This is a genomic window from Rhizobacter sp. OV335 (assembly GCF_900142965.1).
Lineage (GTDB): Bacteria > Pseudomonadota > Gammaproteobacteria > Burkholderiales > Burkholderiaceae_C > Rhizobacter.
Genome location: NZ_FRCQ01000003.1, coordinates 188,617 through 213,294 on the forward strand (window position 1 = coordinate 188,617; position 24,678 = coordinate 213,294).

The 24,678-nt window shown below is 71.4% G+C and carries 23 protein-coding genes; 11 read left to right on the plus strand and 12 right to left on the minus strand.

Going from position 1 to position 24,678, the window contains the following annotated elements; all coding sequences use genetic code 11:
• Window positions 1-2 precede the first annotated feature (2 nt).
• From glyS to BUE42_RS04515, 7 genes are all read left to right on the plus strand, one after another.
• Complete coding sequence (gene glyS, locus BUE42_RS04485) at window positions 3-2,126, plus strand: glycine--tRNA ligase subunit beta (protein ID WP_073463107.1); 2,124 nt, start codon at window positions 3-5, stop codon at window positions 2,124-2,126.
• 38 nt (window positions 2,127-2,164) lie between these two features.
• Complete coding sequence (gene gmhB, locus BUE42_RS04490; protein ID WP_083613868.1) at window positions 2,165-2,773, plus strand: D-glycero-beta-D-manno-heptose 1,7-bisphosphate 7-phosphatase; 609 nt, start codon at window positions 2,165-2,167, stop codon at window positions 2,771-2,773.
• Window positions 2,773-3,513 carry a lysophospholipid acyltransferase family protein gene (locus tag BUE42_RS04495; RefSeq protein ID WP_073463111.1) on the plus strand — a complete coding sequence of 247 codons (741 nt, stop codon included), beginning with the start codon at window positions 2,773-2,775 and terminating at the stop codon, window positions 3,511-3,513. The genes gmhB and BUE42_RS04495 overlap by 1 nt, the downstream gene beginning before the upstream one ends.
• 133 nt (window positions 3,514-3,646) lie before the next feature.
• Window positions 3,647-4,486, plus strand: coding sequence for a M48 family metallopeptidase (locus BUE42_RS04500; protein ID WP_235002091.1), 840 nt, complete (start codon window positions 3,647-3,649; stop codon window positions 4,484-4,486).
• 25 nt (window positions 4,487-4,511) lie between these two features.
• Window positions 4,512-5,936 carry a sensor histidine kinase gene (locus tag BUE42_RS04505; RefSeq protein ID WP_073463116.1) on the plus strand — a complete coding sequence of 475 codons (1,425 nt, stop codon included), beginning with the start codon at window positions 4,512-4,514 and terminating at the stop codon, window positions 5,934-5,936.
• A 34-nt stretch (window positions 5,937-5,970) separates the two neighbouring features.
• Window positions 5,971-6,618, plus strand: a complete 648-nt coding sequence (locus BUE42_RS04510; RefSeq protein WP_083613869.1) for a hypothetical protein — start codon at window positions 5,971-5,973, stop codon at window positions 6,616-6,618.
• A 22-nt stretch (window positions 6,619-6,640) separates the two neighbouring features.
• The gene (locus BUE42_RS04515) at window positions 6,641-7,996 is read left to right on the plus strand and encodes a sigma 54-interacting transcriptional regulator (RefSeq protein WP_073463120.1); all 1,356 of its coding nucleotides are present in this window, start codon (window positions 6,641-6,643) and stop codon (window positions 7,994-7,996) included.
• A gap of 9 nt (window positions 7,997-8,005) precedes the next feature.
• Here BUE42_RS04515 and BUE42_RS04520 read toward each other — a convergent pair whose 3' ends face one another.
• The 5 genes from BUE42_RS04520 to BUE42_RS04540 all read right to left on the minus strand — a co-directional run bounded on the left by BUE42_RS04520 (window position 8,006) and on the right by BUE42_RS04540 (window position 12,336).
• Window positions 8,006-9,433, minus strand: coding sequence for a CoA transferase (locus BUE42_RS04520; RefSeq protein ID WP_073463123.1), 1,428 nt, complete (start codon window positions 9,431-9,433; stop codon window positions 8,006-8,008).
• 83 nt (window positions 9,434-9,516) lie between these two features.
• Entirely contained in the window at window positions 9,517-10,467 is a 951-nt protein-coding gene (locus BUE42_RS04525) for an NAD(P)/FAD-dependent oxidoreductase (protein ID WP_073463125.1), read from the minus strand.
• The gene (locus tag BUE42_RS04530) at window positions 10,457-10,918 is read right to left on the minus strand and encodes an Rrf2 family transcriptional regulator (protein WP_073463126.1); all 462 of its coding nucleotides are present in this window, start codon (window positions 10,916-10,918) and stop codon (window positions 10,457-10,459) included. Before BUE42_RS04530 ends, BUE42_RS04525 begins: the two co-directional genes overlap by 11 nt.
• An 87-nt stretch (window positions 10,919-11,005) precedes the next feature.
• The gene (locus BUE42_RS04535) at window positions 11,006-11,215 is read right to left on the minus strand and encodes a hypothetical protein (RefSeq protein ID WP_073463128.1); all 210 of its coding nucleotides are present in this window, start codon (window positions 11,213-11,215) and stop codon (window positions 11,006-11,008) included.
• A complete protein-coding gene (locus tag BUE42_RS04540; protein ID WP_073463130.1) occupies window positions 11,212-12,336 on the minus strand; it encodes a zinc-binding metallopeptidase family protein in 1,125 nt (374 codons plus the stop codon). Before BUE42_RS04540 ends, BUE42_RS04535 begins: the two co-directional genes overlap by 4 nt.
• Before the next feature lie 215 nt (window positions 12,337-12,551).
• Between BUE42_RS04540 and BUE42_RS04545 the strand changes: the two genes are divergently transcribed.
• Entirely contained in the window at window positions 12,552-13,226 is a 675-nt protein-coding gene (locus tag BUE42_RS04545) for a hypothetical protein (RefSeq protein WP_073463132.1), read from the plus strand.
• 37 nt (window positions 13,227-13,263) lie between these two features.
• On the opposite strand, the gene BUE42_RS04550 is transcribed toward BUE42_RS04545, so the two are convergent.
• A complete protein-coding gene (locus tag BUE42_RS04550; RefSeq protein WP_073463134.1) occupies window positions 13,264-13,797 on the minus strand; it encodes a hypothetical protein in 534 nt (177 codons plus the stop codon).
• Between the two features lie 169 nt (window positions 13,798-13,966).
• On the opposite strand from BUE42_RS04550, the gene BUE42_RS04555 reads away from it, so the two are divergent.
• Window positions 13,967-14,404: a hypothetical protein gene (locus BUE42_RS04555; protein ID WP_143171292.1), complete on the plus strand. Its 438-nt coding sequence runs from the start codon at window positions 13,967-13,969 to the stop codon at window positions 14,402-14,404.
• A gap of 8 nt (window positions 14,405-14,412) precedes the next feature.
• On the opposite strand, the gene BUE42_RS04560 is transcribed toward BUE42_RS04555, so the two are convergent.
• The 4 genes from BUE42_RS04560 to BUE42_RS04575 all read right to left on the minus strand — a co-directional run bounded on the left by BUE42_RS04560 (window position 14,413) and on the right by BUE42_RS04575 (window position 19,105).
• Window positions 14,413-16,575: a xanthine dehydrogenase family protein molybdopterin-binding subunit gene (locus BUE42_RS04560; protein WP_073463136.1), complete on the minus strand. Its 2,163-nt coding sequence runs from the start codon at window positions 16,573-16,575 to the stop codon at window positions 14,413-14,415.
• 1 nt (window position 16,576) lies between these two features.
• A complete protein-coding gene (locus tag BUE42_RS04565) occupies window positions 16,577-17,035 on the minus strand; it encodes a (2Fe-2S)-binding protein (RefSeq protein ID WP_073463138.1) in 459 nt (152 codons plus the stop codon).
• 97 nt (window positions 17,036-17,132) lie between these two features.
• A complete protein-coding gene (locus tag BUE42_RS04570; protein WP_235002093.1) occupies window positions 17,133-18,710 on the minus strand; it encodes an MFS transporter in 1,578 nt (525 codons plus the stop codon).
• Window positions 18,668-19,105 carry a carboxymuconolactone decarboxylase family protein gene (locus BUE42_RS04575; protein ID WP_073463142.1) on the minus strand — a complete coding sequence of 146 codons (438 nt, stop codon included), beginning with the start codon at window positions 19,103-19,105 and terminating at the stop codon, window positions 18,668-18,670. Before BUE42_RS04575 ends, BUE42_RS04570 begins: the two co-directional genes overlap by 43 nt.
• 106 nt (window positions 19,106-19,211) lie before the next feature.
• Between BUE42_RS04575 and BUE42_RS04580 the strand changes: the two genes are divergently transcribed.
• Window positions 19,212-20,114, plus strand: coding sequence for a LysR substrate-binding domain-containing protein (locus BUE42_RS04580; protein WP_073463144.1), 903 nt, complete (start codon window positions 19,212-19,214; stop codon window positions 20,112-20,114).
• On the opposite strand, the gene BUE42_RS04585 is transcribed toward BUE42_RS04580, so the two are convergent.
• Window positions 20,084-21,781, minus strand: a complete 1,698-nt coding sequence (locus BUE42_RS04585; RefSeq protein WP_083613871.1) for an ATP-binding cassette domain-containing protein — start codon at window positions 21,779-21,781, stop codon at window positions 20,084-20,086. The genes BUE42_RS04580 and BUE42_RS04585 overlap by 31 nt on opposite strands.
• Window positions 21,782-22,113: 332 nt before the next feature.
• On the opposite strand from BUE42_RS04585, the gene BUE42_RS04590 reads away from it, so the two are divergent.
• On the plus strand, window positions 22,114-23,874 hold the full coding sequence (locus tag BUE42_RS04590; RefSeq protein ID WP_073463145.1) for an ATP-binding protein: 1,761 nt from the start codon (window positions 22,114-22,116) through the stop codon (window positions 23,872-23,874).
• 196 nt (window positions 23,875-24,070) lie between these two features.
• Here BUE42_RS04590 and BUE42_RS04595 read toward each other — a convergent pair whose 3' ends face one another.
• Complete coding sequence (locus BUE42_RS04595; RefSeq protein ID WP_073463410.1) at window positions 24,071-24,550, minus strand: DUF4275 family protein; 480 nt, start codon at window positions 24,548-24,550, stop codon at window positions 24,071-24,073.
• Between the last annotated feature and the right edge of the window lie 128 nt (window positions 24,551-24,678).

A 24,678-nucleotide genomic window follows, 5' to 3' on the forward strand; every position in this document is an offset into this window, starting at 1 on the left:
CGATGAGCCACAAGAACCTGCTGGTCGAGCTGTTCGTCGAGGAACTGCCGCCGAAGGACCTGAAGCGCTTCGGCGAGGCCTTCGCCGCGACGCTGTTCGCCGGGCTCAAGACGCGCGGCCTGGCCACCGAGCATTCCGCCACCACCCCGTACGCGACGCCGCGGCGCCTCGCGGTGCACGTGAGCGCGGTGCGCGCGCAGGCCGACGACCGCGCGGTGTCGCTGAAGCTGATGCCGGTCAGCGTGGGCCTGACGGCCGACGGCCAGGCCACGCCGGCGCTGCTGAAGAAGCTCGCGAGCGTCGGTGCCGATGCGTCGGTGCTGCCGCAGCTGAAGCGCCAGCCCGACGGCAAGGCCGAGGCGCTGTTCTACGACAGCCTCGTCAAGGGCCCGATGCTCGCCGAAGGCCTGCAGCAGGCGCTCGATGAAGCACTGGCCGGCCTGCCGATCCGCAAGGTGATGCAGTACCAGCTGGCTGACGGCTGGACCAGCGTGAACTTCGTGCGCCCGGCGCACGGGCTGGTCGCGCTGCACGGGGCCGACGTGGTGCCGCTGCAGGTGCTGGGCCTCAGCTCCGGCCGCGAGACGCGCGGCCACCGCTTCGAAGCGGCGATCGAGCCGGTGGTGCTGCTGGATGCTGACCACTACGCGCGCCAGCTCGAAGAGCAGGGCGCGGTGATCGCGAGCTTCGCGGCCCGCCATGCCGAGATCGTGCGCCAGCTCGACCATGCGGCGAAGCAGCAGGGCCTGCAGCCGATCGACGATGCCGCGCTGCTCGACGAAGTGACGGCGCTGGTCGAGCGGCCGAACGTGCTGCTGTGCCGCTTCGAGCCGGAGTTCCTCGACGTGCCGCAGGAATGCCTGATCCTGACGATGAAGGCCAACCAGAAGTACTTCCCGCTGCTCGACGCGGCCGGCAAGCTGACCAACCAGTTCCTGGTCGTCAGCAACATCCGCCCGGCCGACGCGAGCCGCGTGACCGGCGGCAACGAGCGCGTGGTGCGCCCGCGGCTGGCCGATGCGAAGTTCTTCTTCGACCAGGACCGCAAGAAGACGCTGGCCGATCGGGTCGGCGGGCTCGACAAGGTGGTCTACCACGGGAAGCTGGGCTCGCAGGGCGAGCGGGTCAAGCGCGTGCAGGCAATCGCGCGTGGAATTGCGAATGCGGTTGCGTTGTATGAAGGCGTCGACAAGCGGCAATCGCTGGTGCGAGACGTCGAGCGCGCAGCGTTGCTGGCCAAGGCCGACCTGCTGACCGACATGGTCGGCGAGTTTCCCGAGCTGCAAGGGATCATGGGCGGCTACTACGCCCGCCACGATGGCGAGACCGACGAGGTCGCGCTGGCGGTCGAAGACCACTACAAACCGCGCTTCGCCGGAGACGAACTGCCGCGCGGCCAGGTCGGCGAGATCGTCGCGCTGGCCGACAAGCTGGAGACGCTGGTCGGCCTGTTCGGCATCGGCCAGTTGCCCACCGGCGACAAGGACCCCTTCGCGCTGCGCCGCCACGCGCTCGGCGTGATCCGGCTGCTGACCGAGCGCCAGCTCGCGATCCCGCTCGACAAGCTGCTGCGCGATGCAGCCGGTGTCTTCGGCGACAAGATCACCGATGCCACCCCCGCGCTGAGCGACTTCATCTACGAACGCCTGGCCGGCATGCTGCGCGAGCAGGGCGCCACCGCGCAGCAGGTCGATGCCGTGCTGTCGCTGCGCCCGAAGGAACTCGACGATGTCGGCAAGAAGCTGGCCGCCGTGCGTGCGTTCGCGGCGCTGCCCGAGTCCGGGTCGCTGGCCGCGGCCAACAAGCGGGTCAGCAACATCCTGAAGAAGGCCGACGGCGAGGTGATCGAGCAGGTCGATGCGGCGCTGCTGACCGACCCGGCCGAGCAGGCGCTGCACGCCGCGCTGGTCGAGATCGAGCGGATCGCCCGGCCAGCCTTCGACCGCCGCGACTTCACCGCGTCGCTGCAGGCGCTCGCAGCGCTGAAGGCGCCGGTCGACGCGTTCTTCGACCAGGTGATGGTGAATGCCGACGATCCGAAGATCCGCGTCAACCGGCTCGGCCTGCTGGCGATCCTGCGCAGTGCAATGAACCGCGTCGCCGACCTCTCCCGGCTCGCCGTCTGACCATGCCGCGCGAAGCACGCCCACCGAGGTCCGACGCCATGAACCTGATCATCCTCGACCGCGACGGCACCATCAACGAAGACCGCGACGACTTCGTCAAGACGGTCGACGAGTGGGTGCCGATGCCCGGTGCGCTCGAGGCGATCGCGCGGCTCAACCATGCCGGCTGGCAGACGGTGATCGCGACCAACCAGTCGGGCCTCGGCCGCGGCCTGTTCGACATGGCCACGCTGAACCTGATGCACGCGAAGATGAACGTGCAGCTCGCGCGCGTCGGCGGGCGCATCAGCGCGGTGTTCTTCTGCCCGCACACCCCCGAAGACCAGTGCGATTGCCGCAAGCCGCTGCCCGGCCTGTACCTGCAGATCGGCGAGCGCTTCGGCGTCGACCTGAAGGGCGTGCCGGTGGTCGGCGATTCGCTGCGCGACCTCGAGGCGGCGGTCGCGGCCGGCTGCCCGCCGCACCTGGTGCGCACCGGCAAGAGCCGCGCGCTCGACGACGCGCAGCTCGCGCAATTGCACGCCAAGGTGCCCGGCCTGCAGGTGCATGACGACCTGACGGCGTTCGCCCAATACATGATCCAGCAGGAGCGCACGCTGCGCGGCGCCTCCGGCAAGACCGACTCCGGATTCGGAAGGCTCGATTGATGTCGAAATTCATTGCGGCGCTGCGTTCGCTGCTGTTCGTGCTGTGGATGGCCGCCACCGTGATCCCGTGGGCGGTGTTCTCGCTGATCGCGTCGATCTTCATCCGCGGCACGCCGCTGTTCTGGTTCACCACCTTCTGGCTGCGCATCGCGATCACCGGCTGCCGCTTCATCTGCGGCGTGCGCTACCGCGTGCAGGGCATGGAGAACCTGCCCGACGGCCCGGCCATCCTGTGCCCCAAGCACCAGTCGACCTGGGAGACCTTCGCTTTCCCGACGCTGATGCCGCGCCCGCTGTGCTACGTGTTCAAGCGCGAGCTGCTGTACATCCCGTTCTTCGGCTGGGCGATGGCGCGGCTCGACATGGTGCACATCGACCGCAGCAAGCGCACCGAGGCCTGGTCGCGCGTGGCCGAGCAGGGCAAGCGCTTCATGGCGCAGGGCAACTGGGTGATCATGTTCCCCGAGGGCACGCGCATCGCGCGCGGCCAGCAGGGCACCTACAAGACCGGCGCGACGCGCCTGGCGGTGGCGACCGGCGCGGCGCTGGTGCCGATCGCCGTCAGCTCGGCGCGCTGCTGGCCGCGCAAGTCGTTCCTGATCCGCCCGGGCCTGGTCACCGTGTCGATCGGCAAGCCGATCGCGCCGGCCGGGCGCGAGGCCGATGATCTGATGCGCGAGGTCGAGGCCTGGATCGAAGGCGAGATGCGGCGCATCGATCCCGAGGCGTACGCACAGTAGTCGCGGCCCACCTTTACAATCGCGGCCCATGACTCGACATGCGCCGGGCCCCGAAGAATCACAGCTCTCGCTGTTCGATGAGTCGCCTGCGTCGGTGTCTTCTTCCCCCTCCCTCTGGCCCTCGCTGCCGCGCATGCCCTTGCGCCCGCCGGTGGCCGAGGCCCCTGCGGCACCGCCGCCCGTCGCCGCGCCTGCGGTGTCCAATCTCCAGCCCGCCGTCTTCCGCCATCCGCAGGCGCAGCGCGAGATCCGGCTGAACGAGCACCTCGTCGGCTACGCGCTGCGGCGTGCGCGCCGCCAGAGCATCGGCTTCGTCGTCGGCACCGACGGGCTGAGCGTCGCGGCGCCGAAGTGGGTCGGCCAGCAGGACATCGAGGCCGCGCTGCGCGAGAAGGCCGGCTGGATCCTGCGCAAGCTGGTCGAGCAGCAGCAGCGCGGGCAGCGGCTGCAGGCGGCCAAGGTCGACTGGCGCGACGGCACCGGCATCCCGTTCCTCGGCGAGACGGTGATCATCGTGCTCGATTCGCGCGCCACCGGTGCGATCCTGAACACCGATGCCGCGGCGCTGCCTGGCGTGCCGCGGCTGACGCTGCACGTGGGGCTGCCGCAGACGGCCGCGCCCGAGCAGATCCGCGACGCGGTGCAGAGCTGGCTGCAGCGCCAGGCGCGGCGCATCTTCGAAGACCGCTGCCGGCATTTCGCGGCGCAGCTGAACGTGCGCTACACGCGGCTGAGCCTGTCATCGGCGCAGACGCGCTGGGGCAGTGCGAGCGCCGACGGCCGCATCCGGCTGAACTGGCGGCTGATCCATTTCGCGATGCCCAGCATCGACTACGTGGTCGCGCACGAGCTGGCGCACCTGCGCGAGATGAACCACAGCCCGCGCTTCTGGGACGTGGTGCGCTCGGTGATGCCGGATTTCGAGCAGGTGCGCGGCACTTTGAAGGACGACGCGCTGCCCGTGTTCGATTGAACGGGGCGGGCACAATCCCCCGCTGATGTTCAGCCTCAACCGCTACTCCTTCCGCCAGCTGCTGCTCGTCGCCTTCCTGCTGATCGCCGCGCTGCTCAGCGCGGCCTCGCTGCGCGGCCTGTTCCAGCTCGAAGGCCTGTTGCGCCAGAGCAGCGAGGGCGCGCGCCAGGCCGTCGCCCACACCGCCGACGCGCAGGTGCTGGCCGAACGCACCGTCGCGATGGAGCGTGCCGCGCGCCAGTACCTGGTGCTCGACGACCCGGTGCTGCGCCAGCGCTTCGAAGAGGCCGCGCGCGACGCCACCTCGGCGCTCGCCCGGCTGGCCGACAACCGCATCCCGTCGAACCTGGCCGCCGACTGGCGCGCCACCGAGGCCGACATCGAGGCCCAGCTGAGCGGCCCCGAGCCGGCGATCCGGCTGCGCGAGGTCACCGTCACCACCGCGTTCCGCGAGCTCGAATCGATCAATGCCGCGATCGCCGAGCAGGTGCGCCTGGCCACCGAGGCGCGCAACCAGGTGCTGATGAACGAACTCGAGGCCGGCCGCACCCAGCTCGGCCGGCAGATCCTCGCCGCGATCGGCATCTCGATCGTGATGGCGCTCGGCTTCGGCCTGTGGCTCGCGCGGCCGCTCAAGCGCCTGGAGCGCGCCGTCGTCAGCCTCGGCGAGAACCGGCTCGACCAGCCGATCGACATCCAGGGCCCGACCGACGTGCGGCTGCTCGGCCGCCGCCTCGAATGGCTGCGGCTGCGGCTGGCCGAGCTCGATTCCGACAAGTCGCGCTTCCTGCGCCACGTCTCCCATGAGCTGAAGACGCCGCTGGCCGCGCTGCGCGAGGGCGTCTCGCTGCTCGAGGACGGCGTCACCGGCGAGCTCAGCGAGAACCAGCGCGAGGTCGCGCGCATCCTGCGCCAGAACACCCACGTGCTGCAAAGCCAGATCGAGGACCTGCTGCGCTTCAATGCCGCGGCCTTCGAGGCCCGCCAGCTGGTGCGCCGCAAGACCGAGCTCACCGCACTGATCAAGGACCTGGTCGCCCAGCAGCGGCTGCAGTGGCAGGCCCGCCAGCTCAGCGTGCAGGTCGAGGGCGAGCCGCTCAGCGCCGAGGTCGATGCCGACAAGCTCGGCACCGCGCTGGGTAACCTTTTGTCGAACGCGATACGCTTCAGCCCGCTGGGCGCTACCATCCGTTTTTCCGTGACCCGCGTGCCCGGCCGTGCCTGCATCGACATCGTCGACCAGGGCCCGGGCGTTGCGGCTGCCGACCGGGCCCGCGTGTTCGAGCCCTTCTACCGCGGCGAACGCCAGCCGGGCGACGCGGTGCGCGGCAGCGGCATCGGCCTGTCCATCGTGCACGAGTACGTCACGGCCCATGGCGGCCAGGTCGAACTGATGGACGACGGCGGCTCCGGCGCTCACTTTCACATCGAATTGCCCCATGCGCGTTAGTCCTGCCCTTCGTTGCGCTCCCGCCTGGCTGGCCATGCCGCTGTTGTCCACGCTGCTGGCGGCTTGCGTGACGCAACCGGTCGAGGTGCCGCCGCCGGCGCCTGCCGCGTCGGCCCCGCTGCCGGCTGCACCCGCGGCTTCTGCCGTCGTGATCATGGTGCCGGCGCCGATCGAGCCGGCCGACCAGGTGTCGCGTCAGATCCTCGGCTACCACGAGCAGATCCGTCAGATGCCGGCGGCCGACCTCGGCAACGAGATCACGCGGCTGAACGCCATCGTCAGCGCGAACAGCGCCGCGGCACCGACCGGCGCGGTGCTCGAACTGGCGCTCGCGCTCTCGCAGCAGCACAACGGCGGCGACGTGGCGCGTGCGGCGCAGTTGCTCGAATCGGTCGTGAAGGCCGGCGCCCCCGAGCTGCAGCCCTGGCAGCCGATGGCGCGCCTGCTGCTCGCGCGCGTCACCGAGCAGCGCCGGCTCGAGGACGCCTTCAACCGCGAGGCCGCGCAGCGCCGCGACCAGCAGCGCACGCTGCAGCAGCTCAATGAAAAGCTCGAGGCGCTGAAGGCGATCGAGCGCAGCATGACGACCCGGCCCGGCTCGGGCGCCGCTGCGGTGCCGGTGACCCCGGTGCCGGCCGCGCCAGCGGCCGCCTCGGCGCCGTCCGCCCCGAAGGCGCCCTGACGCGCCGCTGCCTTCGCTCCCCATGGCCAACATCCTGCTCGTCGACGACGACCCCGACCTGCTGAAGCTGCTGTCGATGCGGCTCGGCGCGGCCGGCCACCGCGTGACCTCGGTCGAATCGGCCGAGGCGGCGCTGACGCAGCTGGCCGTCGCGCGGCCGCAGCTGGTGGTGAGCGACGTGCAACTGCCCGGGCGCGACGGGCTCGCGCTGTTCGACGAGATCCGCGCGCGCCATCCGGCGCTGCCGGTGATCCTGCTGACGGCGCACGGCACCATCCCCGATGCGGTCGAGGCCACTGCGCGCGGCGTGTTCAGCTACCTGACCAAGCCGTTCGACGGCAAGGCGCTGCTCGACAAGGTGAACCAGGCGCTCGCGCTCGCGCCGCCGGTGCCGCAGGCCGAAGACGGCGACGGCGCGTGGCGTGCCGCGATCGTCAGCCGCTCGAACGCGATGACCGAGCTGCTCGGCGAAGCCAAGATGGTGGCCGCGTCCGATGCGAGCGTGCTGATCCGCGGCGAGAGCGGCAGCGGCAAGGAGCTGCTCGCGCAGGCCATCCACCGCGCCAGCGCGCGCGCCGCGAAGCCGTTCGTCGCGGTGAACTGCAGCGCGATCCCCGAGGCCTTGCTCGAATCCGAGCTGTTCGGCCACGTGAAGGGCTCGTTCACCGGCGCGGTGGCCAACCACCGCGGCCTGTTCGTCACCGCCGACGGCGGCACGCTGTTCCTCGACGAGATCGGCGACATGCCGCCGGCCCTGCAGGTCAAGCTGCTGCGCGTGCTGCAGGAGCGCTCGGTGCGGCCGGTCGGCGCGAGCCAGGCGCTGCCGGTCGACGTGCGCATCCTGTCGGCCACGCACCGCGACCTCGATGCGGCGATGGCCGAAGGCCAGTTCCGCGAAGACCTGTACTACCGGCTCAACGTGGTGTCGCTGCACCTGCCGACGCTGGCCGAGCGGCGCGACGACATCCCGCTGCTGGTGAACCACTTCCTCGCGAAGCTGGGCGAGAAATACGGCAAGCGCTTCAACGGCTTCGCACCCGAGGCGATGAAGGCACTGACCACCGCGAGCTGGCCCGGCAACGTGCGCCAGCTGCACAACGTGGTCGAGCAGGTGTGCGCGCTGACGACCACGCCGCTGATCCCGCTGACGCTGGTGCAGCGCGCGCTGCGCGTGCCGTCGGTCGAGGTGCTGACCTATGCGCAGGCGCGCGAGCGCTTCGAGCGCGACTACCTGGTCGGGCTGCTGAAGCTCACCGACGGCAACGCGGCCGATGCGGCCCGGCTGGCCGACCGCAACCGCACCGAGTTCTACCGGCTGCTGCAGCGCAGCGGGCTGACACCGGGGCAGTTCAAGGCGGGTTCGGGCGACGCGGACTGAGCGGCGCGTTCAGCATGTCGGCCACGCGGCGGGATGCGTCCCCGGTGGCATCGACGGCCAGCGCCACAGCGGCGGTGTCTCGGCAAACTGCGCCGCATGGCGCGCCGCGACCAGGCGGCCGAAGCCCGAGGGCTCGCTGACGAGCAACGGTGCGATGTCGGGCGCCTTCGCGGTCAGTCCGTGGTCGACCCGCCCGAGCGAGCGCAGCCAGTGGCCGACCCCCGCCAGCGACACCTGCACATGCCAGCTGCCGCCTTCGCACGCCTGGCGCCACAGCGCGGCCTGCGCGCCGAAGGCCAGCAGGTAGCCGGCGGCGTAGTCGAGCGCCTGCAGCGGCAGGGCCTGCGGCTTCGCGGCGCCGGCCGCGCGCGCCTCGGCATCGTTGAAGCCGGTGGCGGTCTGCACCAGCGAATCGAAACCGCGCCGCGCCGACCACGGGCCGGTCGATCCGTAGGCCGACAGCGACACCGCGACGATGCCCGGCCGCAGCGCCGCGAGCTGCTCCGGCCCGAAGCCGAGCGCCTGCAGGCCGCCCGGCCGGTAGCCCTGGACGAAGACCTGCGCGTCGGCCAGCAGCGCCTTCAAGCGCTGGCGCCCTGCGTTGTCGCGCAGGTCGAGGTGGGCCGAGCGCTTGCCGCGGCTGGTCTCGGCAATCGCCTCGATGTTGGGCAGCTGCGGCGCGTTCAGCAGCAGCACCTCGGCCCCGTAGGCCGCGAGCGTGCGGCCGGCCACCGGGCCGGCGAGGATGCGCGTCAGGTCGAGCACGCGCAGTCCATGCAGCGGGCGATCGGCGGCGGCGGCGTCTGGCCATGCGAGCGGGGCGGCGTCGCCGATGCGTTCGATGCGCACCGTCGGCTGATCGGCCAGCGCGAGGGCTTGCGGGTGCCGGTCCCAGGCCTCGAAGCTGCGCAGCGCGGCGACGACCAGGCCGGCCTGCGCCGCGGCGTCTTCGACATCCTCGGCGCGCCAGCCGCGCAAGGCCTGCTCGACCACCGGGCGCTCGGTGGCGTCGCCGGTCGGGCAACCGAGCAGCTTCAGCGCGCCATCGCGGTGGTGGGCGAAGTTCGCATGCAGGCGCACCCAGCCGGGCTCGCCGAGGGCCTCGCCGCAGCGGTACAGCCCCGACAGCTTGTCCCACACCTGCGGTGCGCGGCCGTCGAGCGTGAAGTGCGCGCAGCTCTCCAGCACGGCGTGCTCGCGCGGCACCAGCACGCGCTGGCGGCGGCCATGGCGCAGGTGCCACAGCTCGGCCGCTGCGGCGGCCGCGGCGGCCATGCTGGCCTGGATCGCATCGGCGACGGCGAAGCTGCTCGGCAGCACCGGCGCGTGGCCGGGCACGTCGATGGCGTCGAGCGCCGCGGCCGGCAGGCCGGCCTGCCGCCACAGTCCGGACAACGCGCGTTGCGCCGGACCGGCATCACGATCATCGATGGGCACGCAAGGCTCCCAGGCGGGTGAAGATGGCGCGCATTCGACACCGCGACGCGGCGCCGGTCAATCGCCCACCTTGATCGCCCACGTCAAGCGCCCAGTCCGGCGATCAGCGAATGGTGCATCGAGACGCCGGCCAGCACACCATCGGCCGATGCGAAGGTGGCGTTGTGGCGCAGGTGGGCGGCGTCGCCGGCCGCGTAGACACCGGGGACGCTGGTCTGCTTCAGCTCGTCGACGCGCAGCATCGGGCCGAACGGGCCATCGATGAGTTCGCAGCCCAGGGAGTCGACCAGTTCGTGGCCGATGCGCACGCGCGGCGCGACGAACAGCGCCTCCAGCGGCAGCGACCGTCCGTCCGCGAGGCGCACCGCGCTGAGCCGCGGCAGCGGCCCTTCGAGGGCCTGCACCACGGCGGGCTCGATCGCGACGCCATGTGCGCGCAGCCGCCGGGCCTCGTCGTCGGCCAGCGGCTGCCCGTTCAGCAGCAGCGTGGTCGGCCCCCACTCCTTGATCAGCAGCGCATGGTGCACCGAGGCCGGCCCGGCCGACAGCACGCCGAGGCGGCGACCGGCCTCCTCGTAGCCGTGGCAGTACGGGCAGTGCAGCACGCTCGCGCCCCAGCGCGGCGCGAGTCCGTCGATGTCGGGGAAGGTGTCCTGCACGCCGATCGCCAGCAGCAGCCGGCGCGCGGCGAGCGTGCGGCCATCGTCGAGCGAGACACTGAACTGCCGCCCGCCATCGCCGTCACCGTTGCCGTCGTCCACGCGGCGAGCCCGCAGCGCGCGGCCGCTGACGAACTGCACCGTCGGGTAGGCCTGCACGCGTTCGCGTGCGGCAGCGATCAGCTGCAGCGGCGGCGTGCCGTCCTGCGCGAAGAAGCCGTGCGACCGGGCCGCGAAGCGATTGCGCGGTGCGCCGTCGTCGATCACCGCGACCGTGCGGCGGGCGCGGGCCAGCTGCAGTGCCGCGGACAGGCCGGCGAAGCTGCCGCCGATCACGACGGCGTCGACGGATGCATCGAGGGTTTCAATGGGCATGGTGGATGTCCTTCATCGTGTGGCCGGTGGCCTGCAGGCGGTGGTGGAAGTCACGTGACAGATCGGCGAGCGTCACCTGGCCGAGCCGTGCCAGCAGCAGCGCCTCGGCCTCGTGGCAGGCGCTGTCGAGCGCCGCGTTGACCGCCTGCTCGACGAGGCAGCCGGGGCTCTCGGTGCGATTGCCGAAGGCAAGCAGCGCGGGCGCGCCGAGCGCCGCATGGATGTCGCCGAGCGTCACGTCGTGCAGCGGGCACGACAGCACCCATCCGCCGCCGTGTCCCTTGGCCGACGCGACGAAGCCGGCTTCACGCAATCCGGTCATCAGCCGGCGCACGACCACGGGGTTCGTCTGCATCGCCGAGGCGAGCGATTCGGACGTGGCCGGCCCGTCCTGCTCGGCCATGTGCAACAGCACGTGCAGGACGCCGGAAAGCTTGCTGTCTCGTTTCATGCAACATTATGAGTTGCATGATATTGGAGGTGCCGAAACCGACCCGGAAAGCCCCAGGCGTGGCAGGGCAATCCGACGGACGGAGCGTCAGCGCCGGGGCTTGCCCGTCTCGCCCGTCTGCTGCTTCTCATCCGGCTCGGCGGCACCATTCACCGGTTCGGTGATCGCCTTGCCGATCGATTCCAGCGCGTTGTCCTTGTCCCGCGGCGGCACGCCGGGGCGCTTTTCTTCGCGCGCGGTCGGCGTGCTGGCGGGCGTGTACGAAGGCGGGGCGGAGCGGTCGTTGCGGGTCGTCATGGCGAAGGTCCTTCGGATGAAGCTGCCGCGGCAGCGGGGATGTCGTTCGGTGTTGCAGCGGCCGGCGATCCAGCAGTCCGCGCCGCCGTCACGACGCGGTGCACGAACGCCAGCTTGCGCACCACCGGCTCGGGCACGACGAACGGGTAGGCGTCGTGCGAGCCGAGGCTGCGCGACATCGCGTTGATGAACTGCGAGATCGGCAGCCAGCGCTCGATCAGTGCCGCTTCGAATGCGCCGTCGCGCGGCGCCAGCGCCACCGCACGCACCGGTTCGCCGCCCGGCGACGCGAGCTGCAGGCCCCAGGCCGACGCGGTCTCCAGCCCGTCCTGCACGTGCAGGTAGTGGGCCCAGCATTCGGCCCAGTCCTCCCACGGGTGCGCGCTCGCATAGGCGCTGACGAACTGCTCCTGCCAGTCGGCGCGCGGCGTCGCGTAATGCGCCTGCAGCGCCTGCGCATAGTCGGCGCGTTCGTCGCCGAACAGCGTGCGGAACTCGTCGAGCCACGGCGTGCCGTCGACCAGCAGGTCCCAGTAGTAGTGGCCGATCTCGTGCCGGAAGTGGCCGAGCAGCGTGCGGTACGGCTCGTGCATCTCGCTGCGCGCCCGTTCGCGGCGTGCGTCGTCGGCCTCGCCGACGTTCAGCGTGATGATGCCGTTGTCGTGGCCCGTCAGCACGCGCTGGCCGGGTTGCAGCTCCTGCAGGAATTCGAACCACACGCCGTGCTCGGGGTCGACGGCCTTGCTGCGCACCGGCAGCCCGAGCGACAGCAGGCTGTACACCAGCCGCCGCTTGGCCTGCTCGATCAGCTGCCACGACACCAGGTTGTCGGGCTCGCTGAGCGCCGGCAGGATGTGCGTGGTCTGGCACGAGGTGCACAGCGTCGCGTCGCTGTCGGCCGGCACCATCCAGTTGCAGGCCTGCACGCTGGTGTAGTTGTGGCAGGGCTTCTGCGCGGCCGCCCCGTCGCGCAGCCGCTGCCACGTGCCGTCGGCACCGATCTCGAAGGCGCCCATCTCGCGCTCGCCGGGCACGAAGCCGAGCGCCGCGCCGCAGCGCTCGCAGGCCACGTTCTCGAAGAACACGCGCAGTCCGCAGCGTTCGCAAGCCAATGTCTTCATGCGGCGAGGATAGGGTGCCCCCGCGGCGCGGGCCGGCGTCGAGGTGGCCGTCGGCGTGTAGGACGATGGCGCATTCGATGCCCACTCCCCCCGGACGAGGGGAATGCGCGAGCCCATTCACCCTGAAGGGCGGGTTCCATCTGTCATGCAAGCTCACCACAATCGCCGTTCAGGTCCAGGGACACAGAACAGGACCGCAAGAAAGGGACAGGCCGATGATGTTCACGCTGCGTGTAGCGCCCGACTGGGCGGAGCAGATCCGCAAGATCCGCGAGGCGGTCACCGAAGAGACGCACCTGATCCGGGCCGACCACCGCTTCTACCGGGTCTGCCGCGCGGGCGACGCAAGCTTCCAGATTCACCTGCTGCCCAGCGCCGGCGCGCGCGGCGTGGCGCTGCGCTTGCGCGAGAGCGATCTCGAGTTGACCCACATCGATGGCGGGCCGTTCGAGCCCGGCGCGGCACGGCTCGACCCGCGCCGGCTGCAGGCGCCTGCGCTCGACGAGGCGCTGCTCGCATTGCCCCGCGCCACCGGCCAGGCTCGTGTCGAGGCGCAGTCGCTGATCGTGCTGTGCGTGGCCGGCTCGCTGCGCAGCGATGCGCTGGCGGCCAAGGTCGGCCAATTGCTGCGCGTCGTGACGACCGGCCTGCCGGGTGCGTCGGCGCAGTTGCCAGCCGGTGAGTTGCTGCAGGAGGCACGGGCCTGGGGCCCCGCCTGCGAATCCATCTTCAACGCGATCACCTCGACCGCACGCGGCATCGCGCTGAAGCGCCGCTCGGAGTTGACGCCGTTGCAGCGGCATTTCAGCGAGCGCGTCGAGCTGGCGAAGGTCGAGCCCGGGCTGCAGGCCTCGGCGCGCAGCATCACGGTGCTGAAGCGGCCGAAGTGAAGCGGCCGAAGTGAACCCACCAAACTGACGCGAACGCTCAGGGCACCGCGCGGCACCCGGTCAGCAACTCCAGCAGCCGGGCCTGGATCGCCTGGCGCGATTTCGGGCTCGCGAACTCGCTGTGCGACACCAGCTGCGTGCCGGCCGGCGTCTTGCGGAAGCGCTCGAGCGCGGCGAGCTCCTCCTCGGTGTACTCGGCCATCGGCGCCGTCAGCGTGCCGCCGGCGTCGAGCCGTGCCTGCGCGGCGCTGCGTTCGGCGTACTTGCGGCCGGCCGGCGTCGCGAGGAAGGCCTCGATGGCGTCGATGTCGGCCGCACTCCAGTTGTCCTTCACGGCGGTCTCGAAGACCGGCACCAGCGCGGCCGGCTGCAGCGACTGCACGCAGGTGGCGGCGTCGACGCTGATCTTGTTGCCCAGCCGGGCCTCGCGCATCGCGCCCTGCACGCCGAGCAGCGTGGAGCGGGCGAGCAGCGTGGCGCTGTTGGTGGGCGTGGCCGCCAGGCCGGGGATCGCCTGGGTGGCGAGCAGGGCGGCGACGATGGCAGCAGTCAGGGGGGTGGTGATTCGCATCGCGCGATTTTCCCGCATTCGGCGGCAGCGTCCGCAACGCAAGGTAAGCGGGGGTGGTGCAGCGCGTTCGACGTAGGCGGATCCTGCGTTCCGCTCGGCCCGCTGTCCGACAGACTCCGGACCCGATGGTGCACAGACTTCAGCGATCCACAGCTTGAAGGAGCCGCTCGTGAAGACTTCCACCTTGTTCCGCTCGCTCGCGCTGGTGCCGTTGATGGCGCTCAGCGTTCCCGCCGCGATGGCCGCCGACCAGACGGCCCAGCAATCGGCCCGTGCCCGCTACGAGCAGGACCGCGCCGTCTGCAACAGCGGGCGCTCCAACCAGGACCGCAAGACCTGCATGCAGGAGGCCAACGCCGCGCTTGCCGCAGCCCAGGGCGGGCGCCTGCCCGCGCCCGACCCCAGCCTGGCCCGCAACGCGACCAAGCGATGCGCAGCCTTGCCGGTGGAGGACCGCAAGGATTGCGAAGCGCGCATGCGAGGGCAAGGGACGACCAGCGGCAGCGCCGCCGACGGCGGCATCTACCGCGAGCTCGTCACGCGCACCGTCGGCCCGGTGGAAAACGCGGCCTCGGCCGTCATGCCGGACGACAGCGCGCCCAAGTGACGCGCCTGTCAGGCTGACGCCAGCGCTGCCGCATCCACCGGCAGCTTGCGCAGCCGCCGGCCGGTGGCCGCGAAGATCGCGTTGGTCACCGCCGGCGCAAGGCCCGAGGTGCCCGGCTCGCCCATGCCGCCGGGCATCTCGCCGCTCGCGACCAGGTGCACCTCGATCGCCGGCGCCTCGTTCATCCGCACCACGCGCACGTCGTGGAAGTTCGATTGCTCGATGCGCCCGTTCGCGAGCGTCGCCTGCCCCCACAGCGCACCCGAGATCCCGAAGATCACGCCGCCCATCAGCTGCGCGCGCACGGTGTCCGGGTTGACGATCACGCCGGCATCGACCGCGCACACCACGCGCTGCACGCTGACGCTGCCGTCGGCCGCGACCGCCACCTCGGCGACCGTCGCGAGGTAGGTGCCGAACGCGAACTGCAGCGACACGCCGCGGCCGTGCCGTGCCGGCATCGCCCGCCCCCAGCCCGCCTTCTGCGCCGCCAGTTCGAGCACCGCCTTCGCGCGCGGGTTCTGCTGCAGCAGGTCGAGCCGGTACGCCACCGGGTCGGCCTTCGCGGCCGCGGCCAGTTCGTCGATGAAGCTCTCGACGACGAAGACGTTGTGCGTCGGCGCCACGCCGCGCCAGAACGCGGTCGGGATCGGCGGCTCGTGGTTCACGTAGTCGACGTGGATGTTCTTGAACGCATACGGCGGCTGCGCGGCGCCGTCGATGGTCTCGGGGTCGAAGCCGTTGTTGTAGAGCGGCGGCGCCCAGCGTTTCAGGATCGACGAGCCGGTCAGCCGGTGCGTCCACGCCACCGGCCGGCCCTGCGCGTCCAGCCCGGCGGCGACGCGGTCGAAGAAGTACGGCCGGTACATGTCGTGCTGCGTGTCTTCCTCGCGCGTCCAGATCACCTTCACCGGGTGGTCGAGCCCCTTGGCGATCTGCACCGCGCGCGTGATGCTGTCCACCTCCAGCCGGCGCCCGAAGCCGCCGCCCAGCAGGTGGTTGTGCACCTTCACCTTGTCCAGCGGCAGGCCGGTCACCTGCGCGGCCGCGGCCTGCGCGCGTGACAGCACCTGCGTGCCGACCCACACGTCGCAGCCGTCGGGGCGCACGTGCACCGTGCAGTTCAGCGGCTCCATCGCGGCGTGCACGAGGAAGGGCACCTCGTACACCGCCTCCAGCCGCGTCGCGGCGCCGGCCAGCGCGGCCGCGGCATCGCCGTCGTGGCGCACGGTGGCGCCGGGCTGCAGCGAGGCCACGCGCATCGATTCGACGATGTCGGCGGTGGCGAGCGTCGCGTGCGGGCCGTCGTCCCACTCGATCGCGAGGGCCGCGAGGCCCTTCTTCGCGGCGCCCATGTGGTCGGCGACCACCGCGACGCAGTCGTCGAGCTTCACGATGCGGCGCACGCCGCGCACCTTCAGTGCCGCGCGCTCGTCGACACGGCGCAGCCGGCCGCCCGGAACCGGCGATTGCGCGAGCGTCGCGATCTTCATGCCGGGCACCTGGGCATCGATGCCGTAGCGCGCCTTGCCGTTCACCTTGTCGGGCGTGTCCAGGCGATGGGCGGGCGTGCCGATCAGCCGGAACGCCGAGGCCGGCTTCAGCACGATGTCCTTCGGCTCGGGGAGCTTTGCCGCGCTGGCGCTGAGTGCGCCGTAGCCGAGGCGGCGACCGCTCGCCGCATGCACCACCTGCCCGCGCTCGGCTCGGCAGGCCGACGGCTCCACCGACCAGCGCTGCGCCGCAGCCTGCACGAGCAGCGTGCGCGCGACCGCGCCGGCCCGGCGCAGCGGCTCGAAGGCCGCGCGGATCGTCGTCGAGCCACCGGTGACCTGGAAGCCGAGCAGCGGATTGGCGTACAGCTTGTCGTCGGGCGGTGCGTGCGCCACGCGGATCGTCGCGAGCTCGACCTCGAGCTCCTCGGCGATCAGCATCGGCACGCTGGTGTAGGTGCCCTGACCCATCTCGATGTAGCCCATCGTGACGGTGACCTGGCCGTCGGGCGCGATCTGCACGAAGGCGTTCGGCGCGAACGCTGCCGCGGCCTGCGCCGCGCGCGCCGGGCCGGCCAGGCCCAGGCTCACGCCGACCAGCAGCCCGCCGCCGGCCGCAGCGCCGATGCTCAGGAAGTTTCTGCGCGACAGCGTCGCGTCGTCGAGGTGCGCGCTCATGTCATGCGCCTTTCGACAAGGCGCGTGCCGCGGCATGGATGCCGTCGCGGATGCGCGGGTAGGTGCCGCAGCGGCACAGGTTGCCGCTCATCGCGGCGTCGATGTCGGCGTCGTTCGGCGCGCGGTTCGCCGCGAGCAGCGCCGCGGCCGACATCAGCTGGCCCGACTGGCAGTAGCCGCACTGCACGACCTCGAGGTCCAGCCAGGCGTGCTGCAGCGCGCGGCCGATGCGGGTGCCGGCCAGCGCCTCGATCGTCGTCACGTCGGCCCGGCCGACCGATTCGACGCTGGTGATGCACGAGCGCGTGGGCACGCCGTCGACGTGCACCGTGCAGGCGCCGCACAGGCCGGCGCCGCAACCGAATTTGGTGCCGGTCATGCCGAGCACGTCGCGCAACACCCACAAGACCGGCGTGTCGCCGTCGACATCGGCGTTGCGCCGGGTTCCGTTCACTTTCATGGGGGCTCCTGCTTCGTGGCGACGGCCACAGGCGGACGCAAGCATGGCCGCCCGCCGCGCGCGGCGTCGGTCGAATACCCCACCAATCAGGACGCGCTCAGCGGAATACCTTCTGCAGCAGCGTCACCGCGATGCCGAGCACGCCGACCAGCGCCACCGTGCTGAAGTGATCGATGTGCGCGAGCATCGCCGACTGCTGGGCGAGCAGGCGTGCCACCTGCGCGAGTGCCGCGCGGGCCGCGTCGTCGGGCGCCATCGCGGCGGCGAAGGCCTGTTGCAGCTGGTGCAGCGCCGCGTCGAACGACGGGTTGTACGGCGTCGCCTGCGCCGAGAGCTGGTCGTAGTGCACCGCCGTGCGCCATTGCAGGCCGAGCGACGCCAGCGTGAGGCCGATCGCGGTGCCGGCCTGCCCCAGCATGTTCTTCAGCTGCTGCGCATGGGAGAACACCGTCTGGTCGTGCTCCAGTTCGCGGAAGGTCTGCATCGCCGCGACCGGCAGCACCGTCAGCAGGAAGACGCTGTTCAGCGCCAGGGCCGGCAGCACGTGGGTCGCCAGGTCGGCGCCGGTGTCGATGCGCGCGAGCAGCAGGCCGAAGCAGGCCAGCGCCGCGAAGCCGGTGACCAGGTATTTGCGCGGCGCCGGCATGCGCGGCAGCAGCCGTGACAGCGCGACCCAGGTCAGCAGCGCGGCGCCCAGGCCGATCGCCTCGATGCGCCCGACCGTCTCCCACGCGAAGCCCAGCGTGCCGACCAGCAGCGCCGGCGCCATGAAGTTGTTCGCGCCCAGCATCACGTAGGCGGTGAAGAACAGCGCGAGGCCCCCCAGGTAGCGCGGCTGCAGCAGCGCGCGCACCTGCAGCAGCGGGCGGGCGGCGCGGTGCTGCCGGTGCAGGTAGAACAACCCGCCGGCGAGGCCCGAGACCAGCATCAGCGTGGCCGGCAGCGCGGCGCCCGACGCATCGTCCTGGAAACGCTGCAACGCATGGACCAGCAGGAAGCTCGACGCGGCGAGCAGCACCTGCAGGCCGGCATGCAGCTCGGTGCGCGTCGAGGCGACCGGTGGGGCGGTCGGCAGCGCGAGGCCGGCGAGCACGAAGATCGCCGCGGCGAGCGCTGCGACCACCCCGTAGATCGCGCTCCAATGGCCGGCGTCGACCGCCAGCGAAGCGAGCCACGGCGCCGCGGCGATGCCGAGGGCGAGGCCGCTGGCCAGGCTGCGGATGCCGGCGAAGCGCTTCGGCCCGACCAGCGTGTGCTGGATGATCATGCGGCTCGCGGTGAAGAAGCTGCCGCCGCCGAGCGCCATCACGGCGCGGCCGGCGAGGAAGCTGGTGAAGTCGTCGCTCGTCGCGCACAGCAGCGCGCCCGCCGCCGACAGCGCGGCGCACGCCTGCACGAGGCGGCGCCCGCCGATGCGCTCGACGCACCAGCGCTGCATCGAGATCGCGACGATGGCCACGCTCGCATGCACCGCGGCGACGAGGCTGAACTCCTGCGGGCCGATGCCGACCTCGCCCATGATCGGCCCCGCGGCGAAGGCCGTCATGCCGGCCTGCAGGAACTCGGTCAGCGAGAGCAGCAGGATCGTCGCGTACAGCAGGCGGGAAGGCGCGGGCGTCGTCTCCATGGCCGTCACGCCGGCAGCTTGCGGAAGGCGATCGCGAAGCGGTTCCACGCGTTGATCGTCGCGACCAGCAGCGTCAGGTCGACGGTCTCTTCCGGCGTGAACTGCGGGCGGACCTGCTCCCACACCGCGTCGGGCACGTGCGAATCGGCGACGCGCGTGACGGCCTCGGTCCAGGCCAGCGCGGCGCGCTCGCGGTCGCTGAAGAACGGCGTCTCGTGCCAGACCGACAGCGTCGCGAGCCGGCGCGGGTCTTCGCCGGCCTTCAGCGCATCGGCGGCATGCAGGTCGACACAGTAGGCGCAGCCGTTGATCTGCGAGGCGCGCAGCCGCACCAGCTCGACCAGCGGCTTCTCCAGCGCGCAAGCCGCGATGCGTTGCTCGAGCGCGGCCATCGCCTTCATCGCGTCGGGGCCGGCCTTGTAGAAATTGAGGCGGGGTTCCATCTCGTGACTCCTTCGGTGGTTTGGACAGGAGTTACGATATTCGCGATAACAATCGCCGATAAGACGGCTTTTTCAGGACTCATTGTTCTATGAATGAGACGAAAGCATGGACCTGAACGACCTGCGCTACTTCGCCCTGATCGTCGAGCACGGCGGCTTCAGCGCGGCCGAGCGCATCACCCACATCACCAAGTCCAAGCTCAGCCGGCGCGTCTCGCTGCTGGAAGAACGCATGGGCGTGCGGCTGTTCCAGCGCAGCACGCGGCGGCTGTCGCTCACCGAAGCCGGCCAGGTGTTCTACGAGCACTGCGCGGCGATGCTGGTGGAGGCCGAGGCGGCGCAGCACGCGGTCGAGCAGCTGAGCGCGTCACCGGCCGGCACCGTGCGCATGACCTGCCCGGTCGCGATCGCGCAGTTCTACGTGGCCCGCATCGTCGCGGACTTCATGCGCCAGCACCCGAAGGTGCGCGTCGAGATCGAGTCCACCGACCGGGTGGTCAACCTGATCGAGGAGCGCATCGACCTCGCGCTGCGCGTGCGCGACACCGGGCTCGACGACCCGGGCCTGGTGTCGCGGCGCATCGCGTCCGGGCGCATGGTGCTGGTCGCGAGCCCGTCGTACCTCGCCGGCCGGCCGGCCATCGACGCGCCGACGCAGGTCGAGCCCTCCGACACCATCGGCGGGCAGCGCGAGGGCGGCCAGCAGGCGTGGTCGCTGGTCTCGTCGCAAGGGGCCGAGTGCCGGCTGCAGCACCGGCCGCGGCTGCTGTGCTCCGACTACACGGTGCAGGTCGAGGCGGCGGCCGGCGGCGTGGGTGTTGCGCTGCTGCCGCTGCGCGTCGCGTGGCGCGGGCTGCAGGACGGCACGCTGGTGCACGTCGCGAAGGCGTGGAGCACGCCCGAGCAGGCGATCCACCTGGTGTTCGTCAGCCGCCGCGGCATGCTGCCGTCGGTGCGCGCGCTGATCGACCACCTGGCTCAGCAGGTGCCGGTGGCGCTGGCACAGTGACCGCCGGCCGGCCACTGCCACCGGTGGCTCGGTCGCAGCGCGTCGATGAACTCCGCATCGTGGCTCGCCACCAGCAGCGCGCCCTCGAAGCCCTGCAGCGCGCGCTGCAGTTCCAGCGTGCTGTCGAGGTCGAGGTGGTTGGTCGGCTCGTCCAGCAACAGCAGGCAGGCCGGCTGGCCGCGCCACAGCGCGCAGGCGAGCGCGGCCTTCAGGCGCTCGCCCGCGCTCAGCGCACCCATCGGCAGCGCGACGTGCGCCGCGCCCAGGCGCAGCTGGGCCAGGCGGGTGCGCAACTCGGCGGGCGGCAGCGGGCTGTCGAGATCGCGCAGGTGCTCCAGCAGCGTGCGCTGCGCCGGCAGCGCGGCCGCACCGTCCTGGTCGAGCACCGCGAACGGCACATGCAGCGTCGCGCTGCCCGCGGCCGGCGGCAACAGGCCGGCGATCACCCGCAGCAGCGTGCTCTTGCCGCAGCCGTTCGGGCCGGTCAGCGCGATGCGCACCGGGCCGCTGAACGACGCGTCGGTCACCGGCGTTTCACCGTGCGGCAGCTGCAGCTCGTCGAGGCGCAGCACGAGCTTGCCGGGCACGACGCGGCTGGCCGGCAGCGCGACGAACACCGCCGGCTCCTGCGCGACGCGCCGGGCGGCATCGCGCACCGCGGCGTCGAGCGCCTGGCGGGTGCCGGCGCCGCGCTTCACGTCGCGCGCGTTCGTGGCCTCGGCCGTCTCGCGCATGCTGTTGATCGTGATCGCCGACAGGTTCGCGCTGCGGGCGCTGCGGCGCGCCTGCGACTGCTTGCGCTGTCGCGCGTCGTGCTCGCGGCGCAGCCGGGCCAGCACGGTGTCGCGCTCGTTGCGCGCATGGGCGAGCGCCGCGCCGGCCGCGGCCGCCTGCGCATCGCGTTGTGCGGCGTACAGGCCATAGTCGCCGCCGTAGACCGACAGGCCGCGCGGCCCGAGCTCGACGATGCGGTCGACCGCACGCAGCAGTTGCCGGTCGTGGCTCACCAGCACCACCGGGCGCTGGCACTGCCGCAGCCAGCGCTGCAGCCACGCACGCGCCGGCGCATCGAGGTGGTTGCTCGGCTCGTCGAGCACCAGGATGTCGGCGTCTGCCGCCATCGCGCCGGCCAGTGCGACGCGCATGCGCTCGCCGCCGCTCAGCGTGGCCATCGGCGTGCCGGGCGGGAGGCCGGGCAGCCCGGCGTCGGCCAGCGCTTGCGCGGTGCGCGCCGGCAGGTCCCACTGGCCGTCCGCGAGCAGCAGGTCGTCGGCTGTCGCGAGGCCCGCCGCGAGGCGATCGACCGCCGCGAGCGCCGCGGCCAGGCCCATCGCATCGGCCACGCACCGCGGGTCGTGCGCGAGCAGCGGCGGTGACACCCGATGCGCGCGGCCGGCGCGTTCGACGCGACCGCCCGAGGGCTCGAGGCCGCCGGTCAGCAGCCGCACCAGCACGCTCTTGCCGACGCCGTTGCGCCCGACGATGCCGAGCCGCCCGGGCCCGATCGACAGCGACAGCGGGGTCGACCACAGCGCGCGGCCGTCGGGCGTGCGCCATTGCACGTCGCGCAGCTGGAACGCGAACGACGCAGATGAGGAGGACGAAGAAGCAGGAGAGGTGGGCGGGTGCGCCCCGGACGGGCGAGGGCCCGTGGAGATCGATGACATGGCTGGCTTTCCGAGGAAGCTTCCGAAGAAGCAGGCACGCCACGCCGCCTCAAGGGGGCGTGGAACGGCGTTCAATGGAAAGGCTCAGCGGCGCATCGGACGGGCAGTCAGGGCTGGAAAAGCGGCGATCCTAGCGACGCTGTCGCGCACCGTCAACGCGCCGTCATCAACTTGAAGGATGAACGGTCGGCGGCGGACCCTCCAAAGGTGTGGTGCCGCGCCGCGCCGCGCTGTAGGACCGCGTACCATCTCCCGCAGACCAAGCGACCGCAGATCCAGCAAAGGCGCGAGTGGAGACGACAGCCCCCAGTCCCGGCGACCAGCCCGGCCTCATGCTCGAGGCCGGCGAGCTCGCCGCGCGCAAGGCCGGCAACGCGTGCCGTGTCAACACGGTCCAGATCCCGGCGATCCGCACCATCGGCTTCGTGATCGTCTGCCTGATGGTGATCCTGCAGGCGGCACGCGAGGGCACCGCGCTGGCGCCGCTGCAGCTGGCGCTGATCGGCATCAACCTGCTCTACGCCGCGGCCGGCTGGATCGCGCTGCGCGTCGGCTGGCGGCGCACCGGCCGGCTCGACCTGGCGATGCTGCTGTTCCATGTCGACGTGCTGGTGTGGATCGCGAACCTGCACTACCTCGAGAAATCGAACCTGTTCTTCGCCTACCTGCTGCTGATGCGGGTCGCCGACCAGGTCGGGTTCGGCTTCCGGCGCGCGTTCTGGTTCAACCACGTCACGGTGGTCGCCTACCTGGTCTACGCGCTGTGGCTGTGGGCCTACGAGCCGGCCGCGGTGCAGTGGCTCGACCGGCTCGCGATCGCCGCGACGATGTACGTGCTCGGCGCCTACCTGGCGGTGACCGGCCTCGTGATCGAGCGGCTGCGCAACCGCATGAGCGTCGCGGTGCGCTCGGCGCGCGACATGGTCGACAGCCTGGAGCAGGCGAGCCGCGCGAAGTCGCAGTTCCTCGCGATGGTGAGCCACGAGATCCGCACGCCGATGAACGGCATCCTCGGCACCACCGAGCTGCTGCTGGCCAGCCCGCTGGAGCCCGAGCAGCACCGCTATGCGAAGACGGCGCACCGTTCGGCGATGGCGCTGCTCGCGCTGATCGACGACGTGCTCGACCTGTCGCGCATCGAGGCCCGCAAGCTCACGCTGCACCCGACCGCGGTCGACGTGCGCGCGCTCGCCTCCGAGACCGTCGAACTGATGAGCTTCGCCGGCCGCGACAAGCCGGTGACGCTGAGCTGCACGCTGCCGACCGGGCTGCCGGCCGTCGTCGAATGCGATCCGGTGCGCGTGCGCCAGGTGCTGGTCAACCTGCTGCACAACGCGATCAAGTTCACCGAGCGCGGCACGGTCGCGCTCGTCGTCACCTTGCTCGACGACACGCCCGAGGCGGTGCGGCTGCGCTTTCGGGTCGAGGACACCGGCATCGGCATCCCGGCCGACCAGCTCGGGCTGATCTTCGACGCGTTCACGCAGGTCGACGGCAGCAGCACGCGCCGCCACGGCGGCACCGGGCTGGGCCTCGCGATCGTCAAGCAGCTGGTGGAGCTGATGGACGGACGCATCGGCGTCACCAGCGAGCCGGGCGTCGGCTCGAGCTTCTGGGTCGAGCTCGACATGAAGAAGTCGAGCGCGACGCCGGTGCCGGCCGCCTCCGCCGAACCGGCCGAGCCGCGCGGCCCGCTGCGCGCGCACGTGCTGCTGGCCGAGGACGATCCGGTCAACCAGATGGTGCTGCACAGCATGCTGATGAAGCTGGGCTGCGAGGTCGACATCGCGTCCGACGGCGCGGCCGCGCTGCGCGCCGCGCAGGAGTTCCGCCACGACCTGATCTTCATGGACCTGCACATGCCGGTGATGGACGGCCACGACGCGGCGCGCCGGATCCGTGCCTGGGAGCGCGAGCAGGGCGGCTACACGCCGATCGTCGCGCTGACCGCCGATGCGCTCGACGGCGACCGCGAGCGCTGCCTGGAGGCCGGCATGAACGACGTCGTCACGAAGCCGGTCAGCACCGCGATGCTGGCCGCGGTGATCGAACGCTGGACGGCGCACCGCGCGCCACCGGCCTCGACGTGGTGACTGACAAGACCGTTCGCCCTGAGCAGGGACCGAGCTTGTCGAGGGCCCGTCCGTCGAAGGGTTGCGCCCGAAGCGCGCAAGGCCTCCGACAAGCTCAGGTCCTTCGACAAGCTCAGGATGATCGGGCCCTTCGACAAGCTCAGGGCGAACGGGGGGTTCTTTGCAACGGCCGGGCGCTGTCAAGCGCCTGTTGTGCTCAGAGCCAGCCCTTGCGCCGTGCGGCCTCGATGTCGCGTGTCTTCTGGACCTTCGCCAGGTTGATCGCATTCAGCCTGTCGTGCTGAGGGTGCTTCGCGAAGTAAGGCCCGAGCCAACCGTCCTCGTGCGTGAACGACATCGTCCACGCGAGGTTCGGCGGAAACACCTGGTAGTCGCGCAGCATCGCGCGCACCGGGCGCTGGTCGGTCGTGAACGCGAGGTCTCGGTCGTTCGACAACACGATGTACTCGTGCGCCTGCTGCTGGTCGTACGCGGCCTGTGCCGGCGCGCCCGAGACGCTCGGGTAGCGCTCGAAGCTGAAGACGTGCCAGAGGTAGGCGCGTGCATTGGCGCCAAAGCGATCCTGGCCGAAGACCTCGAGCCACTGCGCGACCAGCGCGGCCACCTCCTGCTTCGAGAAGGTGTGCGTGACCTGGCCCGGCGTGACCAGCGGTTCGTGGAAGCGGCGATCGACCATCGCGCGCACTCTAGCGCACCGGATTGCTCACCGAAACCGGCGCACTGAAACCCGCTGTTACCCGGCGCGCGATGCGAGCCATCGCGAATCTCGCCTACCCTCGGCGCTTCATTTTGAAAACGGTTTCA

Bases quoted from the DNA above. Each gene is read 5' to 3' on its own strand.
- glyS (WP_073463107.1), top strand. From the start codon at position 3: ATGAGCCACAAGAACCTGCTGGTCGAGCTGTTCGTCGAGGAACTGCCG.
- gmhB (WP_083613868.1), top strand. From the start codon at position 2,165: ATGAACCTGATCATCCTCGACCGCGACGGCACCATCAACGAAGACCGC.
- BUE42_RS04495 (WP_073463111.1), top strand. From the start codon at position 2,773: ATGTCGAAATTCATTGCGGCGCTGCGTTCGCTGCTGTTCGTGCTGTGG.
- BUE42_RS04500 (WP_235002091.1), top strand. From the start codon at position 3,647: ATGCCCTTGCGCCCGCCGGTGGCCGAGGCCCCTGCGGCACCGCCGCCC.
- BUE42_RS04505 (WP_073463116.1), top strand. From the start codon at position 4,512: ATGTTCAGCCTCAACCGCTACTCCTTCCGCCAGCTGCTGCTCGTCGCC.
- BUE42_RS04510 (WP_083613869.1), top strand. From the start codon at position 5,971: ATGCCGCTGTTGTCCACGCTGCTGGCGGCTTGCGTGACGCAACCGGTC.
- BUE42_RS04515 (WP_073463120.1), top strand. From the start codon at position 6,641: ATGGCCAACATCCTGCTCGTCGACGACGACCCCGACCTGCTGAAGCTG.
- BUE42_RS04525 (WP_073463125.1), bottom strand. From the start codon at position 10,467: ATGCCCATTGAAACCCTCGATGCATCCGTCGACGCCGTCGTGATCGGC.
- BUE42_RS04530 (WP_073463126.1), bottom strand. From the start codon at position 10,918: ATGAAACGAGACAGCAAGCTTTCCGGCGTCCTGCACGTGCTGTTGCAC.
- BUE42_RS04535 (WP_073463128.1), bottom strand. From the start codon at position 11,215: ATGACGACCCGCAACGACCGCTCCGCCCCGCCTTCGTACACGCCCGCC.
- BUE42_RS04540 (WP_073463130.1), bottom strand. From the start codon at position 12,336: ATGAAGACATTGGCTTGCGAACGCTGCGGACTGCGCGTGTTCTTCGAG.
- BUE42_RS04545 (WP_073463132.1), top strand. From the start codon at position 12,552: ATGATGTTCACGCTGCGTGTAGCGCCCGACTGGGCGGAGCAGATCCGC.
- BUE42_RS04550 (WP_073463134.1), bottom strand. From the start codon at position 13,797: ATGCGAATCACCACCCCCCTGACTGCTGCCATCGTCGCCGCCCTGCTC.
- BUE42_RS04560 (WP_073463136.1), bottom strand. From the start codon at position 16,575: ATGAGCGCGCACCTCGACGACGCGACGCTGTCGCGCAGAAACTTCCTG.
- BUE42_RS04565 (WP_073463138.1), bottom strand. From the start codon at position 17,035: ATGAAAGTGAACGGAACCCGGCGCAACGCCGATGTCGACGGCGACACG.
- BUE42_RS04575 (WP_073463142.1), bottom strand. From the start codon at position 19,105: ATGGAACCCCGCCTCAATTTCTACAAGGCCGGCCCCGACGCGATGAAG.
- BUE42_RS04580 (WP_073463144.1), top strand. From the start codon at position 19,212: ATGGACCTGAACGACCTGCGCTACTTCGCCCTGATCGTCGAGCACGGC.
- BUE42_RS04585 (WP_083613871.1), bottom strand. From the start codon at position 21,781: ATGTCATCGATCTCCACGGGCCCTCGCCCGTCCGGGGCGCACCCGCCC.
- BUE42_RS04590 (WP_073463145.1), top strand. From the start codon at position 22,114: ATGCTCGAGGCCGGCGAGCTCGCCGCGCGCAAGGCCGGCAACGCGTGC.
- BUE42_RS04595 (WP_073463410.1), bottom strand. From the start codon at position 24,550: ATGGTCGATCGCCGCTTCCACGAACCGCTGGTCACGCCGGGCCAGGTC.